Annotated in this window: 15 protein-coding genes; 5 read left to right on the top strand and 10 right to left on the bottom strand. The window is 35.0% G+C overall.

The annotated features are described in order from the left end of the window. Positions 1-6: 6 nt before the first annotated feature. The 5 genes from pth to HMPREF1495_RS01005 form a co-directional block, all read right to left on the bottom strand. Positions 7-642: an aminoacyl-tRNA hydrolase gene (gene pth / locus HMPREF1495_RS01025; RefSeq protein ID WP_034211298.1), complete on the bottom strand. Its 636-nt coding sequence runs from the start codon at positions 640-642 to the stop codon at positions 7-9. Positions 643-715: 73 nt separating this feature from the next. Next, positions 716-1045 carry a hypothetical protein gene (locus tag HMPREF1495_RS01020; RefSeq protein WP_034211297.1) on the bottom strand — a complete coding sequence of 110 codons (330 nt, stop codon included), beginning with the start codon at positions 1043-1045 and terminating at the stop codon, positions 716-718. Positions 1046-1100: 55 nt separating this feature from the next. Further along, positions 1101-2432, bottom strand: a complete 1332-nt coding sequence (locus tag HMPREF1495_RS01015; RefSeq protein ID WP_034211296.1) for a glycoside hydrolase family 32 protein — start codon at positions 2430-2432, stop codon at positions 1101-1103. Positions 2433-2444: 12 nt separating this feature from the next. Beyond that, positions 2445-3638, bottom strand: a complete 1194-nt coding sequence (locus HMPREF1495_RS01010; protein WP_007595051.1) for a toxic anion resistance protein — start codon at positions 3636-3638, stop codon at positions 2445-2447. A 4-nt stretch (positions 3639-3642) separates the two neighbouring features. Then, positions 3643-4761, bottom strand: coding sequence for a 5-bromo-4-chloroindolyl phosphate hydrolysis family protein (locus HMPREF1495_RS01005; RefSeq protein ID WP_034211295.1), 1119 nt, complete (start codon positions 4759-4761; stop codon positions 3643-3645). A gap of 252 nt (positions 4762-5013) precedes the next feature. Here HMPREF1495_RS01005 and HMPREF1495_RS01000 point away from each other — a divergent pair, with 252 nt between their 5' ends. From HMPREF1495_RS01000 to HMPREF1495_RS00980, 5 genes are all read left to right on the top strand, one after another. Then, complete coding sequence (locus HMPREF1495_RS01000; RefSeq protein ID WP_034211294.1) at positions 5014-5610, top strand: TetR/AcrR family transcriptional regulator; 597 nt, start codon at positions 5014-5016, stop codon at positions 5608-5610. Positions 5611-5678: 68 nt separating this feature from the next. Beyond that, the gene (locus HMPREF1495_RS00995) at positions 5679-8141 is read left to right on the top strand and encodes a PEP/pyruvate-binding domain-containing protein (RefSeq protein ID WP_034211293.1); all 2463 of its coding nucleotides are present in this window, start codon (positions 5679-5681) and stop codon (positions 8139-8141) included. Position 8142: 1 nt separating this feature from the next. After that, positions 8143-9474, top strand: a complete 1332-nt coding sequence (locus tag HMPREF1495_RS00990) for an MATE family efflux transporter (RefSeq protein ID WP_034211291.1) — start codon at positions 8143-8145, stop codon at positions 9472-9474. 105 nt (positions 9475-9579) lie between these two features. Further along, complete coding sequence (locus tag HMPREF1495_RS00985; protein ID WP_034211289.1) at positions 9580-10254, top strand: response regulator transcription factor; 675 nt, start codon at positions 9580-9582, stop codon at positions 10252-10254. After that, positions 10254-11519: a sensor histidine kinase gene (locus HMPREF1495_RS00980; RefSeq protein ID WP_034211287.1), complete on the top strand. Its 1266-nt coding sequence runs from the start codon at positions 10254-10256 to the stop codon at positions 11517-11519. The genes HMPREF1495_RS00985 and HMPREF1495_RS00980 overlap by 1 nt, the downstream gene beginning before the upstream one ends. 80 nt (positions 11520-11599) lie before the next feature. Here the strand turns inward: HMPREF1495_RS00980 and HMPREF1495_RS00975 are convergent, their stop codons facing one another. From HMPREF1495_RS00975 to HMPREF1495_RS00955, 5 genes are all read right to left on the bottom strand, one after another. Continuing rightward, positions 11600-12412, bottom strand: a complete 813-nt coding sequence (locus tag HMPREF1495_RS00975; RefSeq protein WP_034211285.1) for an Rpn family recombination-promoting nuclease/putative transposase — start codon at positions 12410-12412, stop codon at positions 11600-11602. Between the two features lie 134 nt (positions 12413-12546). Next, the gene (locus tag HMPREF1495_RS00970) at positions 12547-12918 is read right to left on the bottom strand and encodes a hypothetical protein (protein WP_034211283.1); all 372 of its coding nucleotides are present in this window, start codon (positions 12916-12918) and stop codon (positions 12547-12549) included. After that, complete coding sequence (locus HMPREF1495_RS00965; protein ID WP_034211281.1) at positions 12918-13967, bottom strand: phosphodiester glycosidase family protein; 1050 nt, start codon at positions 13965-13967, stop codon at positions 12918-12920. Before HMPREF1495_RS00965 ends, HMPREF1495_RS00970 begins: the two co-directional genes overlap by 1 nt. A gap of 24 nt (positions 13968-13991) precedes the next feature. Continuing rightward, positions 13992-15062, bottom strand: coding sequence for a bifunctional glycosyltransferase family 2/GtrA family protein (locus HMPREF1495_RS00960; RefSeq protein WP_034211279.1), 1071 nt, complete (start codon positions 15060-15062; stop codon positions 13992-13994). Beyond that, complete coding sequence (locus tag HMPREF1495_RS00955; protein ID WP_034211277.1) at positions 15062-17095, bottom strand: carbohydrate-binding domain-containing protein; 2034 nt, start codon at positions 17093-17095, stop codon at positions 15062-15064. The genes HMPREF1495_RS00960 and HMPREF1495_RS00955 overlap by 1 nt, the downstream gene beginning before the upstream one ends. Between the last annotated feature and the right edge of the window lie 158 nt (positions 17096-17253).

Genomic DNA, 17253 nt, shown 5'->3' with positions numbered 1-17253 from the left:
TCTTCCTTACTTTGTCTTTTTGGTATTGTATCTGTTCATTGCAGTATCGTACTGACCGTCCACCATAAGCTTTATCGCTTCTATAGCATCGGACGCCGCCTCATCAAGCAGTTTCTTGTCTGTATCACTGAATCTTCCAAGTACATGATCAGCCAGATCCATCCTCGCAGGCTTTTCACCCACTCCCACCTTGACTCTCGGAAAATCGGATGTTCCCATATGTGCAATCAATGACTTGATACCGTTGTGACCGCCTGCACTACCCTTTAATCTGATACGCAAATTTCCGGGCTCCAAGTTTATATCATCATAAACCGCTATGATATCTGCCGCCTCTATCTTAAAATAATCCATAAAAGCTCTCACAGATTCTCCGCTATTGTTCATATAAGTCTGCGGCTCTAAAATAATTGCCTTTTCATTCCCTATTCTGACCTTTGCAAAAAGTCCCTTATATTTTCTTTCGGATATATCCTCGCCAAGCTCATATGCAAGTTTTTCCACAACATAAAAACCCGCATTATGTCTGGTATTTACATACTCTCTTCCGGGATTTCCCAAACCAACTATTAACTTCATTTTACTTTCTTTTCTATCTTTATTAAAACCGAATATATTTTTTAATCTGTCAAATAATATCATTAACAAATCACTTTTCTTATAAATGCGGAGAAAATTCCTGTTAAATCATTTCCGCATTAATTCCTTTTTTATTTTACTTTCTATCTACAAGTATTGCATCTTCCTCAGAAAAATAATCCTCTAATGAACTGCTTAATCCTGAGGCTTTCCATGCTTGCTCAAATGATATCTCAGGAAGATTGCTAAGATATACAAAAGTACTGTTTTGTGCGGCATTAGGCATTCTTCCGCTTATTTCAAACCTGTATTTATAAATATGCTCATCACAACTATATGTTCCGTTGCTTAATTCAGAATAGTTTTTTAGGCCGCTTTCCTCCGCCTTATTTTCTTCTTTCTTTGCACAGCCTGCAATATTTAATAATAAAATCAAACTAAGTAAACATATAATAAGCCTTTTCATTATATTTTTCCTCCATTTTGACATTCATCAAAATACAATTTGCGTAATACAAGTATTATATATCCAAACTATAAAGCTTTCCCCTGATATTGCCGGATACTTTTATATCACTGTAATTTGACGGATACATTCTTGTAGACATCACCTGTTTGCCGTCATTTACAAACACTTCCACAGAGCTTGCATCAATCATAAGTCGTATATTTTCTATACTCTTGGTTCTTAAAAATCTTTTATCTCTGCCAAATCCGTTTGCAATAAATGAAAGCTCCAAGTCTCCTCTATTTGCATCAAAATCAAGCTTTAGAGTATCAAATATTTCTATCTCAAACTTATCACCGAAATTTTGAAGTTCCAGATCAAATGCTCTTTTCTCATCAGAAACCTTATAAGAAGTATTTTCTTCGTCATACTCAAACTTTCTTAGAGTCTCCAGCTCCTTAACAGGCTTCATATACAATGTATTACCGGCAAAATCCAATTCTCTGAATACACTCATACAATGTTGATATCCGTATTCAACAGTAGGATTTGTATACTTTGCATCAGGCATACCCATCCATCCAAGTAAAAGTCTTCTACCCTCATGTACAAATGTCTGTGGTGCGTAAAAGTCAAATCCGAAGTCGGCTTCCTTATACTCCGTTATAAATCCGTTTGTTCTGAAATCACCCTCTATAATAAAGTATCCGCAGGAGTAAATATTTTGGAATTCATATTTTCCTCCCTCAAGTCCCTGTGGACATGCCATAAGGATCCACTGTCCGTTTATCTCAAAAAGATCCGGACACTCCCACATATATCCTATTTTTGCCATAGTTTCAAAGGTACGGATATGCTTCCAGTTATCGAGATCCTCCGATTCAAAAACCAACACCTCTCCCTTATCTTCCATAGTTCTGGCACCGATTACCATATAGTATTTGCCCTCGTATTCAAATACCTTAGGATCTCTTACATGCAAAGACAGTCCTTCCGGATAATCCTTATTGTACATAACAACCTTCCCGGATTCTACATTTATTCCGTCTTCACTTGTCACATGAACTGTATTACTCTCTCTACCTGCATATATATAGTCAAAATCTCCGGCTTTTTTCACATTTCCGGTGTAGAAAATATGCATGGTATCATCCTTTATAAGAGCAGAGCCTGAATATGCACCGCTTTTATCATACTCATGTTCCGGCGAAAGGAATATCGGTGCTTCCTCCCAGTGTAGCAAATCCTTTGACTTTAGATGTGCCCAGTATTTATTTCCACCATTCGGCTCATAAGCATACTGATAAAACACATGGTAATATCCTTTAAAAAAACAAAGTCCGTTAGGATCGTTCAGCCAACCGCTCTTTGGCTCTATATGATATTTTTGTCTCCAATTATTCATTTTATTTCCTATCTATTGATTATCACTTACCTGTCTGTTACTGATTTCAAGAAGCTTGGTTCTCATTTCATTTTCTATATTCCTTAGCTCGGCTTCCGCTTCTTTTCTCTTTTTTCTACCCTCATCCTGTATCTTTATCACTTCGTCAAATGTGGATATAAGAGTTTTATTTGTGCTCTTTAATGTCTCGATATCTATTATTCCACGCTCCGATTCTTTGGCTGTTTCTATGGTAGCGGCCTTTAAGCTTTCGGCATTCTTCTTTAAAAGCTCATTGGTCATATCCGACACCGCCTTTTGTGCCTTTGCGGCATCGGTGGAATGCTTTAATCCTATAGCAATTACCATCTGATTTTTCCAAAGAGGAATTGTGTTTACAATAGTTGACTGTATCTTATCAGACATCATGGAATCATTGTTTTGAATAAGTCTTATCTGAGGTGCCATCTGTAATGATACTGTCTTTGTAAGCTCCAAATCATGTATCTTCTTTTCAAAACGATTTATCATCTGTGAAAAATCTTTAGCTTTTTGTGTGTCCTCAGGCAGTCCGCTTTCATCAGCTTTTTTGATAAGTTCCGGCAATTCTATATTGTTTGCTCTCTCAAGTCTTTTTTTACCTGCCATAATATACATTGACAGTTCTTTGTAGTAGTTCATATTGAGCTCATACATCTTATCAAGCATCAAAACATCTTTCATCAAAGTTACTTGATGATCCTCTAAAGCTTTTGAAATATTATTGACATTTACCTCTACCTTGTCATACTTAGCCTTCATATTTGCAAGCTTATTTCCGCTCTTTTTAAACAGTCCGAAGAACCCCTTGTCCTCTTCATCAATCTCCAAAGAACGAATCTCACCTACCACTCCGGCAAGCATATCGCCTATCTCACCGAGATCTTTAGTCTTAACTCTCTCAAGTGCATTCTCTGAAAACTCCGCAATCTTTTTTTGACTTCCGACACCATATGTAAGTACAGCCTGAGAATTGCTTATATCTATTTTGGAAGAAAACTCCTCTACAAGTCTTTCTTCTTCAGGGGAGAGTTTTATCTGAGGTGCACTCTCAGGCTTTGCAGTCTCCACTACAGCGGTTTCAGGTGCCTTCTCCTCAATATCAAATGTCAGACTTGGACCTTCCTTTAACATATCATCCAGTGAATCCATATTTATTTCATTGTTCTTTAATTCATTATCATTCATAGTCTCACCTCTCATCTTCTTCCATTCCGCCACCTATTAATCCTTCCTTTGCAAGCATAACTTTTAATAATGCCGCATCGGTGTCCGCATCAAATGCGGTATCCTTAAAAAGACGGTTTTGGAATTCTCCACAAGCTTCATTTATAGAATCTATTGTCAATTCAATCTCTTTTTTAGTATTCAAAATATCACTGTCCGGTGAAATAACATTATCAAAATCGGAATATGTCTTTATGAGCTTTACAGTTGTAGGCAAATAATACTTCATAAGCTTATAAAGCTTCTCTGTTTCCTTAGGCTCCTTTTCCACCCTGTCAAATATTGCAGTAAGTATAGTCTCAAGCTTTGTAAGCTTGGATGACATAGGCTCCTTTATTATTCCAAGATGCAACTCTTTAATGGATATAATATACTCCCTGCCCTCGGATATAAGACTTCCGTCTTTAATATCAACCTTTTTCTCAATGATATCATTCTTTCTTTGTTCCGATTTTCTTTGCTCCTCCAGCGCCAAATAGCCCTTATATACATCATGACTTAACATAAAGCATTTATTTTCTTTATCCAGATGACCCTGTGTGAAAATCTTTTTGTCTATCATTTTCTTTAAGTTTTTTACCACAATTTCAGGACTTTCATTTGAAATCACAGCAATATCTTCTATGTTCATATAAGTCCTATTATTCATTATACGATAATATCTGTCCGCCTTTTCAACCAGACTAAGATTACCGATTGCCGGAATTGCAAGAAATGCTCCTATTCCGAAAAAAGGTATAAGCGCAATCATCGGCACAACCCATCCGGTAAATGAAATAGGAAGTACGGTCAGTGTAAGTACAAGTATCGGAATACCGAAAAATATCATCATAGGTACTCCGACAAATATCCTTATAAACAGATCCGATCTGTTGGTCCTTAAATAAATACTTGTCCTATTGCTTTTATTTACCTTTACACTCACTGCATTCTTATTATAATTTTCCTTTGTAAGATTGTTAACTTCCCTCAGGCTGTCAACAACATTGTCTGCAAATTTCTTTGCACTGTTTCCTATATCCGTTTCATCAAAAATATGATCTATATAACCTCTGATACCGTTCCAATCCTTTTTTTCCTGCATACTCACCTCGTTAATAATTCCTGATATTTTTATTATCCCACATCTTTACTTGCATATCAATATTAAACACATTTTACTCTATAGTAACATATTCATCCATACAGGCTTTCTTTTATATAATATATTTTTTGCTTAATTCTTTTTGAACCTGTTAATATTAATTATATTCATTGATATCCATCTTTATTAGGAGTATAATATCTATGAATAAGTATGAATATATTCATAGAGTGCCGAATTTGAAGGAGGAGTATGGGAAAAGCATTCAGTGAAAAAGAAAAGGAAATGATAAAAGAAAATATTATGAATACCGCCATTGAGCTGTTTCATAATAACGGGACAAAATCTTTAAGCATTTCGGAATTGACCAAAAGAGTCGGTATTGCACAGGGCAGCTTTTATAATTTTTGGAAGGATAAGGATTCACTTATTATTGATCTGGCGGCATATAGATCCGGTCAGAAATTAAAAGCTCTAGAAGAAAATTTTTCAAACTCAGTTAAAGATCCTGTGGCATTTTTAACTGATGTCATATACAAATATTCTTTGGATTTGATGCAAAAGATAAAAGCACAACCTGTATATGAAGAAGCATTTAAAATCCTGAAAACAAAGAAATCTGATGAGATGAATCAAATAGAAAAACTGTATGGGGAGTTTTTAAAAAAGCTTGTAAATTACTGGAAGGATAACTCTGTAGTAAAGACTGCCGATGAACGTGGTCTTGCCAATGCCTTTATAGGAAGCTTCCTACTATGTACAGATTACTATCTTTTTGATGAGAAATATTTTGAAGATATACTTAAAACTTATATATCCGCAATAGCAACCAAGTATATAAAGGTTTGATATTTTAAGTTTATAAATTTTTACATGCTTTTTGCATACCACAATTTTTTAATGAAACAGGGGGGAATATGATACTTGATTTTATTGATATTAAAAAAGAAGATATATCACTTGCCGGTGGAAAGGGGGCAAATCTTGGAGAGCTGACTTCTGCTAAAATAAATGTTCCAAAGGGCTTTGTAATTACAGCAGATGCCTATAAAGCTTTTCTAAAAGAAAACAGTATAGATAAAATTATAGAAAAAAATTTGAGAGAAGCATCATTGGATGAGAGTACTTTATTAAAAGCTGCCGGATACTTTCGTAAGCTTATAATATCAGGAAGGTTTTCAAAAGAGATACAACAACTTATAACAGATAAATACAAAAGCCTTGGCGAAAATGTAAGAGTTGCAATCCGCTCATCTGCCACCGCTGAGGATCTGCCCGATGCCAGTTTTGCAGGACAACAGGAAAGCTATTTAAATGTACAGGGTATAGATGATGTTCTCTCTAAAATACTTAAATGCTATGCCTCACTTTGGGGTAACAGAGCTGTAAGCTACAGGCTTCACCAAGGCTATGATCAGACTTGTGTATCTATTGCAGTAATTGTGCAGGAAATGGTGGAAAGTGAAAAGTCCGGAGTACTCTTTACAATAAATCCGCTAAGTCAAAACACAGATGAAATGCAAATAAATGCAAGCTATGGTTTGGGAGAAAGTGTTGTAAGCGGCAGAGTAACTCCTGACAGCTATATTGTCCAAAAAGACGGCAAACTTCTTGAAAGCACCATAGGTTCTAAAAAAACAAAGATAGTGTATGGAAGCAAGGACACTGTAGAAATAGCTGTAGATGAAGATAAAAGAAAAGCAAGAGTTCTAAATGATAATGAACTATCAGAACTTGTAAACTGCGGTCTAAAAATAGAAAAGCATTACCATATGCCTATGGATATCGAATGGGCTGTCAAAGATAACAAAGTATATATTTTACAGGCAAGGGCTATCACCACATTAAAAAATGATAATGAAAAAGCCCTTATAGACAGTTACTTGAAAAAAACAAAGCCAAATAAGAGTATGCGTAAAAAAATGGCATTTCAACTTGAAAAAATGCCATTTGCCTACAGAGCTTTGGATTATGATTTTATAATGGCAATCAATAATCAAAAGTCCAAAATATTTGCAGAAGGAGGCATAATCTTTGATACCGATCCACAGATAGATAATGACGGCATACAGACTCTTCCAAAAGGTAAAAAGGGAATCACCAAAAATATTTTTCATATATTTAAAGTCCTAAAACAAATCAGAGACTTTAATAGTTGTACCAAAATCTGTGAGAAGTTTATGGATATATATGGGAAAGATATTTCAATACTAAAATCCAAAGATTTTGAAAATATGAGCCTGACAGAGTGCAGAGAGTTTTTAGAGTACAGTTATAAACTGACTAAGGATCTTTCCTATGACAGATTTAAATATGCTCTCTTTCCTACAATGCTTGTATTTGATAAATACAGTAAAATCCTAAAAAAAATAAATCCTGATTATACTGCCTTTGACCTTTATAAAAACTTGGATAATAAGACTTCAACAATAAATAATGATATCTCCAAAATGGCAGGAGAAATATCAAAAAACAATAAATTAAAGGAAGCTGTTCTTCTCGGCGAAAGCTACAAAAACTTATATAATGAGTTTGATGATTTTAAATCTGTGACTGATGACTTTTTGCAAAAAAACGGTTTCAAATCAGACTATAACTGCTACTGTCTGGAGGCGAAAACATTTATAGAAGATCCTGACAGACTCATTGATATTTTAAAGCCTATATTGGCTTCTACTTTTACCAAAAATGAAAAAACAGAACGTTTTGATGATTTAATGCTGAAGCTAAAGTCAGTTTATGGCAGTAAATATAAGCACATGGAAACCGATATTAACAGCCTTCGATATTTCCATGTGGTTAGAGAAGAAAGTCAGTATTTATGGGAAAGCTTATTTTACTATGTCAGAAAATGTGTGACTAAAGTAAATATGCTTCTACTTGAAAATGAAAATTATAAAACCGGTATATCCAATCTTTTCTTTAATGAACTGATAGAAGCTATGAAGAGAGGATATCTGAATAAGAAAGACATTGAAAATATCAAAAACAGGAATGAAAAATTTCCACTCTCAATAAAAGTATGGCAAGCCTCAAAGTTGCTTATCTTTGATGCGAAAGGTGATATTTTAAAAGGTGTAAGCGGTAGTGTGGGTAAAGCAGTCGGAAGAGTTTGCATTATTCAAAGTCCTAAAGAGTTTTATAAAATGAAAAAAGGTGATATTTTGGTTTGTCATCTTACAGATCCTGAATGGACTCCTCTTTTTAAGCTGGCAAGTGCTGTTGTGGCGGATACCGGTGCAGCACTGAGTCATGCCGCAATAGTTGCAAGAGAATATAATATTCCGGCAGTACTTGGTGTGGGTTTTGCAACAACAAAATTTAAAGACGGCGATATGATACAGGTAGACGGTGATACCGGAATTGTCAGAGGATTGTGATATGGATAATGAAATGAGAAGAAGGGCTATTTTAAATGATGCTCTGCTGCCATTACTGATAAGAACCTCTATTCCAACTATTGTCGGCATGCTTGTTATGGTAATCTACAATCTTACGGATACCTTCTTTGTCGGTATCTTAAATAATAAATCTATGACAGCCGCAATAGGTATAGTATTCAGCTTTATGAGTTTTATACAGGCAATTGGATTTTGGTTCGGCTATGGAAGCGGAAATATAATGTCAAAAAAGATTGGTGAGCAAAATGAAAAAGAAGCTAAAAGCTTGGCTTCCATCGGCATATTCTTTGCAATATCAATCGGCATAATTATAGCTTGTTTATCATGGATTTTTATTATTCCGCTCTCGAAATTTTTATCAGGCAATGCTTCAGATGATTTGCTTGAGTTTACCGTGAAATATTTAAAAATAATTATTTTAAGTATTCCATTCGGACTTTATTCGCTTACTTTATATAATCAGCTTAGACTTTGTGGAAATGTAAAAGAGGGAATGACAGGTCTGCTCTTTGGTATGATCACAAATATGATTCTGGATCCTGTAATGATGTTTTATTTAAAATTCGGATTTACAGGAGCAGGCTATGCCACTCTTATAGGACAAATAACAGGTTGTTTTGTGCTGACATATTTCTCCTTAAAATCAGGAAATATAGCTTTTAATTTAAACTTTAATAAAGACAGTATATATCATATTTTAGCAGGAGGTATGCCAAATTTTTCAAGGCAGTCCATTACAAGTATTTCAATGATATTATTGAATATAGCTGCTGCAAAATACAGTGATTCTCTTATAGCGGCTTTGACTGTAAGCTCAAAAATATCAGCACTTTCATTTATGATAATGATAGGCTGGTCTCAAAGTTTTCAACCCATATGTGCCATGAATTATGGAGCAAAGCAGTATATTAGAGTGAGAAAGGCTTTTTGGCTTACAGTAATTATAGGCAGTATCTTTTTATTTTTATCCTCAATCATTTTATATATTTTTGCAAAAGATCTTATTAAAACCATGACCTCTGACAGCGAGGTTATTTTATCCGCTGTAAAGCTTTTACATATGCAATGTTTAACACTACCTATTTTAGGATTCTTTGCAGTAAGCTGTATGCTTTTACAAAATACAGGAAACTACCTAATGTCCTCACTACTTTCTGTTTCACGCCAGGGACTCTTTTTTATACCTCTATTATATATTCTATCAAAGTCATTTGGGCAATTCGGCATATATCTTCTACAGCCTTTTGCAGATATACTCTCATTTGCTTTAGCTGTTTTTATGGTAAACCGTATTAAAAAATTCTTTTGCTAAAATGCTGTACAAAGAAAATACTATATAATTGAATAAAATCTGATTATATGAGAAAATAATATTCTATACTTTAAGTTGTAAAACACCACATAAAATGGAGTGTATATGAATATTTTAGTTGTTGAAGATGAGGTATTACTTGCCTCATCTCTTAAAGAAATTTTAGAAGAATATGGGCATGATGTAATATGTGCCTATGACGGAATGGATGGTCTTGAACTTGCCAGATTTTCGCATTTTGATTTATTGGTACTGGACCTTATGCTCCCAAAATTAAACGGCTTTCAGGTTGCCAGAACTCTTCGGAAAGAAAAAAACGGGCTTCCTATTTTGATACTTACTGCAAAATCGGACATCCTTGACAGAGTGGAAGGACTGGATTCCGGTGCGGACTATTATCTTACAAAGCCTTTTGACAGAAGGGAACTTTTAGCCTGTGTAAATGCTCTGCTTCGCAGACAGGGTAAAGAGGTAAACCAGATAAGTTTTGGAAACACCACTCTTGATATAGACTCATCAGAGCTTATATCCGGTGATAATTCCATTCGCCTTTCATCAAAAGAATTTCAAATGATGAGGCTTCTCTTAAAAGAAGGCAAGAATAATATTTCTAAAAATTTTTTACTTGAAAAAGTTTGGGGATATGACAGTGATGCTACAGAAAACAATGTGGAGGTATATATCGGATTTTTAAGAAAGAAGCTTAAAACACTGTCTTCAGATATATCCATAGTAGCCAGCAGAGGACTTGGATATCATTTGGAAGTAAGAGGTGAATAATGATTGAGAAATTACAAAAAAAGCTTACATTGCTTTTATCATCAGTAAGTATCTTTTTACTGTTATTTATGCTCATCTTCCCATTTCTCTTTAACAGAAACAGTATTTACAGCGGTCTGAGGTCTACTCTTTCTTCCGCAATAAATACACCCATGTATCAGGATTCCGTATCAACTTCATATGCTGTTTTTCAAATGATGTTTGACTCTGAGGGAACTATTATTAATACAAATGGTGCCGATTTTTTTCTTGATAGTGATACAAAGGAAAAAATAATATCAGATGCTCTAAGCAAGATAGATGACAATACCGATAAGTTTTATTCATCTATAAAATCCGGCACTTTACAATATATTTGTGAGGTCAATTCTCCTCCCGATCACTTAGGTGAAGAAAAGCACCATAATAACAGACCACCTACTTTTTACCGTGTTGCCGTTACAGATTTCAGTAAAGAAATAAAAAACTTAAATAATCTTTCGGTTTTGCTTGTACTGCTTTTTTTTATACTGTCTACAGTGATAATACTTTTCTCCAAATACTTTGTAAAAAAGAGTATTCGACCGGTAAGTGATGCTATTGCTTCACAGCGACAGTTTATTTCAGATGCATCACATGAGCTTAAAACACCTCTCACAGTTATCATAAATAATGTGGGAAATATTCAAAAAGCTATATCAAAACATTCTTTCCAAGCGGAAAATATGGATTTACTTAAGAAGAATATTGACGGTATTGATGAGATGAGTGAAAGAATGAAGCATTTGACACAGGATTTGCTTGATCTTAGCAGACTGGAAAACTGGCAGGATAGAAAAGAGCAAATGGGAAAAATAAATTTATCAGATATAGTTACTAAAGAATGTCTGTTTTTTGAACCTTTATTTTTTGAAAATTCCAAAGAACTGAATTATGATATAGAGAATAATATTTCTGTTTTGGGAGATACAAATAAAATAAAGGATCTTATCTCAATCCTTTTGGAAAATGCCATGAAGTACTCCGTATCACATACCGCTCTTACTCTTACTAATAAAAAAAACAATATTGTTTTATCAGTGGAAAATGATGTGGAAAAAGAACTCTCAAAGGAAGATACGGTCAATATATTCAAGCGTTTCTATAGACTTGATGAATCTCACTCAGGTACCGGTTATGGACTGGGGCTTCCTATAGCAAAGGAAATCGTACTTATGCATAGGGGAGAAATAAAGGTATCAAGTAAAAATAAAAAAATATGTTTTGATATATATTTTCATATATAATTTTAACTAAGCAATTAGGAGGATATAGCAAATATTATATCCTCCTATATATTTCATCAAACTGTGTATTTTTGTCTCTTCTACTTAACATACTTCTCAAATTTGTCTACACTCATTTTTGCCCGCTTAGCAGCTTCATCAATACTCAATATACCATCCTTTACAAGTGATACCAGAGTACTTACAATTCCACTTTCTCTGGCTCTATCAAGCTCCACTACATCTACTTCTTTTCTTAAATCCTCATATAATTCCTTTAATGCTTCTGTCATACCTTCTCCTTTCTCTCCATACTTAAGACGATATTTCATCTCTGAAATAACCGGAAACTTGGAACTATAGAATTCACTTTTAGTGAAAACTTCCATCAACTCTGATAGAGAACTTCCATCATTTATATTTGCACTTATATATTTTTCTTCAAGTCCATTATCTAATTTTATATTTATCCCGTCAATACTCCTTTTCACAGTATATAGGCTTTTATTTGCTTTAAATAAATCAAAATTACAAATATATATCATACAAATATCCGGTACACTGTTAAAATCCGATCCCTTTTCCACTAAATTTGTAGTCAGCACACTGCTATAGTAGCGCACTCTCTTTTGATGATTTATATCATTCAGATTTTGTACTTCAATATCAACTCTTTTTCCATCTTTTAATATACAGTAAGCATCCAATATAACAGATTTTCTTTCTAAATTAGTTATTGAATATTGTGAATAATTTTCTATAACCTCCAATTCGGGATCCTGCATAAATTCTCTTAAGATTTCCTCACAAAATGCTCTGCTCTCTGCCAATTTTCTAAATATCAAATCATCAATAGGGTTTAATTCGGAAATAACTCTTTTTACTCTTTCCATAGATATTATAGATTTTTTCATAATGCTCCTTATAAAGAATATAAATAGATATAAAAGAAAGTCATGTTTATTACTATATATTATTATAAATATACTTTTTTTTCAATAGTAGTGCCACTCCGAACTTTCCGGGGTGACACTTTTTTACTAAACACTTAGCAATTTTGATCTTTATTAACTCTTGCAGTTATCAATACAATAGTAGCTATAATACAAAGTAAACTTCCTATTATCAAATAAACCTGTTCAAAAGTTCCGCTTGTACCGTAGATTTCCAATATACCCTTGTATATTGAACCTACTGTAAGTGTTGCTATACCGCATTTCCATGGCAGTGTAACATTATCAGTAATCTTTCTTTTTAAAATAAGATTGTTTAAAAGACTTGGAATAAAAAGTCCTATAAAAGGTATCAAGAATGCAAACATCATATAGCTTGAATATACACCATGTGAAAAGTACTCATATATCTGTCCGAATATAAATACAAATATTGAGATTCCAAGATAGATCAATGACTTCTTCATCAGTTTTCACCTCCTATATATACTATATCACTGACAGCTCTTTCCTGATTTGAGTGACCGTTTGTAGTAGGATTGTTTATGATCTCGCCCTTAAAAACCATTGTAGATGAACCTCCTCCGTCAAGATTATATGCATCAACTACACCCAGTTCTTTCATAAATGTTGCAAGTTCATAAAGACTTAATCCTGCACTCTCGCTTGTTCTTCCGTCTGAAACCACAAATACATAATGATTATTTCCAAGGTAACCTATAGCTGTTCTTGGATTGCTTGCCATTGCCATTCCTACTTCATCATTTTCACCTACAGATATTTCTCCGTCATCTAAAAGTACGGGACCAAATGACAATACCTGATATGCTCCGCTTTGTAAAAGTTCTTCTGCACTTGTCTTATTCTCTGAAACAAACTCAAACTCACCGGTTTTAGTTATAACCAAGGCATCTCTGTCTCCGGAAGTATTTCTGTAAAGATTTCCGTTTCTTATAACATATCCTGCCTGTCTTGCACCATAGTAATCTCCATTGATAGCCAGAACGGCATTATTCTCTTCTGCCATATTTGAAGTTGTATCGGTAATATTTCTTCCGTAAGTATTATTTGCAAGTGCTGTCTTTAAAACGGAAACATCACTTACCGTTACATCAGCCACATATATATCACTGTCATATGCTCTGTATTGTTTTAATGTAATACTTGTATTGCTGTCTGAATACTCTCCTATAACAGTTCCACCTTCAACAGTCTCTGCACTAGTCAATGAAGTACTGCTTGTTGTACCCGTATTTTCATCTGTAGTGCTGCCTGATGTCAAGTTATTATCTGCTGTGGATGTATTCCCGGTTGAATTTCCGGTAAGCTTTTCTTGTATGGCAGCCTCCACGCTTTCCTTTATACTGCTGCTTGTAGTTTGTGCAACTACATTTGAAGCCATTACACTTTGCATCGGATGCGGTATTACAAATGTATCTAAAAGCGCATATGTACTGAATGAAAATAAAAGTACACCATACAATACGCCTAATCTCTTCTTGTTTAATTTCTTCATATAATTACCTCATTATTTAAACATCTATTTTAAAGAAGCTGCATAATCGTTCTCTCTTACAGTTTTCTTTGCAAATACCAAATGTCTTTGCACAAAATATGATACTGTAAACAAAACTGCTTCTGTTATTATCTTAGCCAAATATGCATTAATATTTAATGCTTCTACCATTCCTCGAAGAATCAATGTATTCATTAAAAATATAAATGCCGCAAGCCCCAAATATGAAACATATTCTTTGGCAAGATTCTTCTCATTATTTTTATTATTTTTGAAAACGAACTTTTTATTTACTAAAAAGTTGAAGTGCAGTGATATAATGCGGGCAATCGCATTTGAGAGTATTATGCTTCCTGATAAGAAGAAGCATACAGTGTAAAGTAAAAAATCTATAATAAATGATAGGATAGAGCTTCCACAAAACTTAATGATTTGGCTGTATATTCTTGCAGAATCCTTTATAGTATCAAAGTGGCTTTCCTCATTGTCATTGATATATATTGTTTCAATGGTATATCCCTTCATCCTTATACCTTTTCTTGCAAAATCAAGTAACATATTCATCTCATACTCATACCTCTCTCCCTTTATTTTGAGAAGTTCCGGTATCAGGCTTTTGTGAAATGCTCTCATTCCGGTTTGAGTATCTTCGATATTTACTCCTGTTGAAAAATAAAATACCTTCTTTGTAATATAGTTTCCTATTCTTGATCTGAGAGGTGAATCCTTTGATTGCTCTCTTGATCCAAGTATCAAGCTGTCTTCACTTTCCATGGATTTATCAAGCAGGTATAATGCATCCTTTAGTGAATGCTGACCGTCTGCATCTAAGGTTATTACTGTAAAATCATCATCTATTTTATTTAAATAGGACAATCCTTCCTTTAACGCAGCCCCCTTTCCCTGATTTACATAAAAGTGAATGACCTTTGCTCTGCTGTTCTTTTCAAGTTGGGAAAAGAGGGGAAGATATTCTTCCCCTGAACCGTCATTCACCACTACTACCTCTATCCCTCTTGCTTCAATGGACTGCACAAAATATATCAAATTTTCATTTGGCTTATATGCCGGTATTAGGGCAAATTTTCTTTTCATTACTTCTCCTTTCCGGATGTATCTCCTGTCTTTTGATTACTTTTTTGCTTGTTCTTTTTCTTCTTAGAATCAGTTTTATTTTTACTGCTCTGATTGTTTTCATTCTGTGGCGGCTGACCAATTTGTGGCTGATTTCCACCCTCCGGTGGCTGTCCCTGTGGTGGTTGACCCTGGTTATTTCCCTGACCTCTTCCCTGGAAGTTGCCATTCATCTCCGGTGGCTGTCCCATTGGCGGTTGTCCTTGGTTATTTCCCTGACCTCTTCCCTGGAAGTTGCCATTTGGTCCTCCCTGCGGTGGCTGTCCCATCGGCGGTTCTCCTTGGTTATTTCCTCCTCTTCCCTGGAAGTTGCCGTTCATCTCAGGTGGCTGTCCCATCGGTGGTTGGCCCTGGTTATTTCCCTGACCTCTTCCCTGGAAGTTTCCATTTGGTCCTCCCTGTGGTGGTTGACCCATCGGCGGTTGTCCCTGGTTATTTCCTCCTCTTCCCTGGAAGTTGCCGTTCATCTCAGGTGGCTGTCCCATCGGTGGTTGGCCCTGGTTATTTCCCTGACCTCTTCCCTGGAAGTTGTCGTTCATCTGTGGTGGTTGGCCCTGATTATTTCCTCCCATTCCACCCATTGGTGGATGACCGAAGTTTCCTCCCTGTGAGTCTCCTGCAGTAACAGAACCCTCACTGTCTCCTACACTTACCTTATAAGTTTTTCCGCTTTCAATCTCAGCACTGCTGTATAAAACTGCATTATAGCTCTGAGTCTGATCTGCTGATGAGAAGATTTCCTTTCCTGATTCATCACTGATCTTTATAGTAGCTCCTGTAGCCGCATTATTATCCAAATAGTAGATAATGCTTGACTGACCCTGATTATTTCCGTTAAATCCCTGGAACATTCCGGAATTGCCTGTTGCAAGTATGCTTCCTCCTGTAATAGTACCTGTTCCGTCATAGTCAACAGGTGCATTTCCACCATTTGAAGGTCCGTCTACAACTATATTTCCTCCTGAAACATTAAGATCTCCGTTAGAGTCTATACCGTCACCACCCGGAATTATCTTTATATCTCCTCCTGAGATATTGATAGCATAACTAAGCTGTGATCCGTCTTCAGAATCTCCTGCTGCATTGATACCGTCATCAGTAGAATTTACAAGAATATTTCCACCTTCAATATTTACCGTCACTCCTTCCAGACCTTCATTTGAAGAATTTATATTTATCTTTCCGTCTTTAACAGTCAATGCATTATCGGCATGCAATGCATCATCACCTGCATTTATATTTAATTCACCGTTTTCAAAAGTAACATCACCCTTTGAATGAAGTGCATCCTCCACTGTTGTAATATCAAAACTTCCGTTCTTTACAACAAGAGTTTCCTTTCCGTTTAAACCATGATGTGAAGCTGTAATGGAGTAGTTTCCACTTTCAATATTTAAATTGGATTTTGAATGAATTGCATCCTCATATCCACCTTCCACTGTAAGCTTTCCACTTCCTGTGAGGTTTATATCCGCCTCAGAATAAATTGCAGCATCATATGCTTTAGTCTCATTTGAACTGTTCTCATCCTGAGTGTTTGCAGCTCTGGTATCACTTATCCTATTATCACTACCGTCAACAAGGTTGATATTTATATTTCCGCTCTTTCCGACTATCGGAGCATCTGTTGAATTTGATATTGTAAAATTATCAAGATTTAAGTTTACATCTCCGTCTGCATCTACAACTATCTGTCCTTCATCAAGCTTCCCGCTTAATCGATATGTTCCGGCCTTACTTATTGTAATGACCTTTACCTCACTGCTTGCTCCGTCTCCGTTTATTGAAACTGTATTATTATCAATACTTATACTTGTTTCATTTCCCTGAGTTTTTTGAGTTTTATTACTGTTTACATTTGCACTTACAGTTGCTGCACTTGCATCCTGTGATGCATTGCATGCTCCTAAGCTAAGCATCAGTCCCATTCCCATCAATGAAAATGCAATATTTTTATTAATCTTCTTATTCTTATCTGTTATCTCTCTTTTCATAAGCTCCTCATTTCTCTTATATTCAAATTATTTTTAAAGGATTGTTTTCCTTTCATGCCCTAAGAATACACGAGTAAACTGAAATGAAGCTGAAAAAAACAGGCTAATTTGTGAAGAATATGTGAAAAAAAGCCTTACAAACAAGTTTAACTTGAATG

The sequence above is a fragment of the Lachnoanaerobaculum sp. MSX33 genome, assembly GCF_000512995.1.
GTDB lineage: Bacteria > Bacillota > Clostridia > Lachnospirales > Lachnospiraceae > Lachnoanaerobaculum.
This window is presented reverse-complemented; position numbering and strand designations above follow the sequence as displayed.

Coding starts and splice junctions, on each gene's coding strand:
- pth (WP_034211298.1), bottom strand. CDS start 642: ATGATATTATTTGACAGATTAAAAAATATATTCGGTTTTAATAAAGAT.
- HMPREF1495_RS01020 (WP_034211297.1), bottom strand. CDS start 1,045: ATGAAAAGGCTTATTATATGTTTACTTAGTTTGATTTTATTATTAAAT.
- HMPREF1495_RS01015 (WP_034211296.1), bottom strand. CDS start 2,432: ATGAATAATTGGAGACAAAAATATCATATAGAGCCAAAGAGCGGTTGG.
- HMPREF1495_RS01010 (WP_007595051.1), bottom strand. CDS start 3,638: ATGAATGATAATGAATTAAAGAACAATGAAATAAATATGGATTCACTG.
- HMPREF1495_RS01005 (WP_034211295.1), bottom strand. CDS start 4,761: ATGCAGGAAAAAAAGGATTGGAACGGTATCAGAGGTTATATAGATCAT.
- HMPREF1495_RS01000 (WP_034211294.1), top strand. CDS start 5,014: ATGGGAAAAGCATTCAGTGAAAAAGAAAAGGAAATGATAAAAGAAAAT.
- HMPREF1495_RS00995 (WP_034211293.1), top strand. CDS start 5,679: ATGATACTTGATTTTATTGATATTAAAAAAGAAGATATATCACTTGCC.
- HMPREF1495_RS00990 (WP_034211291.1), top strand. CDS start 8,143: ATGGATAATGAAATGAGAAGAAGGGCTATTTTAAATGATGCTCTGCTG.
- HMPREF1495_RS00985 (WP_034211289.1), top strand. CDS start 9,580: ATGAATATTTTAGTTGTTGAAGATGAGGTATTACTTGCCTCATCTCTT.
- HMPREF1495_RS00980 (WP_034211287.1), top strand. CDS start 10,254: ATGATTGAGAAATTACAAAAAAAGCTTACATTGCTTTTATCATCAGTA.
- HMPREF1495_RS00975 (WP_034211285.1), bottom strand. CDS start 12,412: ATGAAAAAATCTATAATATCTATGGAAAGAGTAAAAAGAGTTATTTCC.
- HMPREF1495_RS00970 (WP_034211283.1), bottom strand. CDS start 12,918: ATGAAGAAGTCATTGATCTATCTTGGAATCTCAATATTTGTATTTATA.
- HMPREF1495_RS00965 (WP_034211281.1), bottom strand. CDS start 13,967: ATGAAGAAATTAAACAAGAAGAGATTAGGCGTATTGTATGGTGTACTT.
- HMPREF1495_RS00960 (WP_034211279.1), bottom strand. CDS start 15,062: ATGAAAAGAAAATTTGCCCTAATACCGGCATATAAGCCAAATGAAAAT.
- HMPREF1495_RS00955 (WP_034211277.1), bottom strand. CDS start 17,095: ATGAAAAGAGAGATAACAGATAAGAATAAGAAGATTAATAAAAATATT.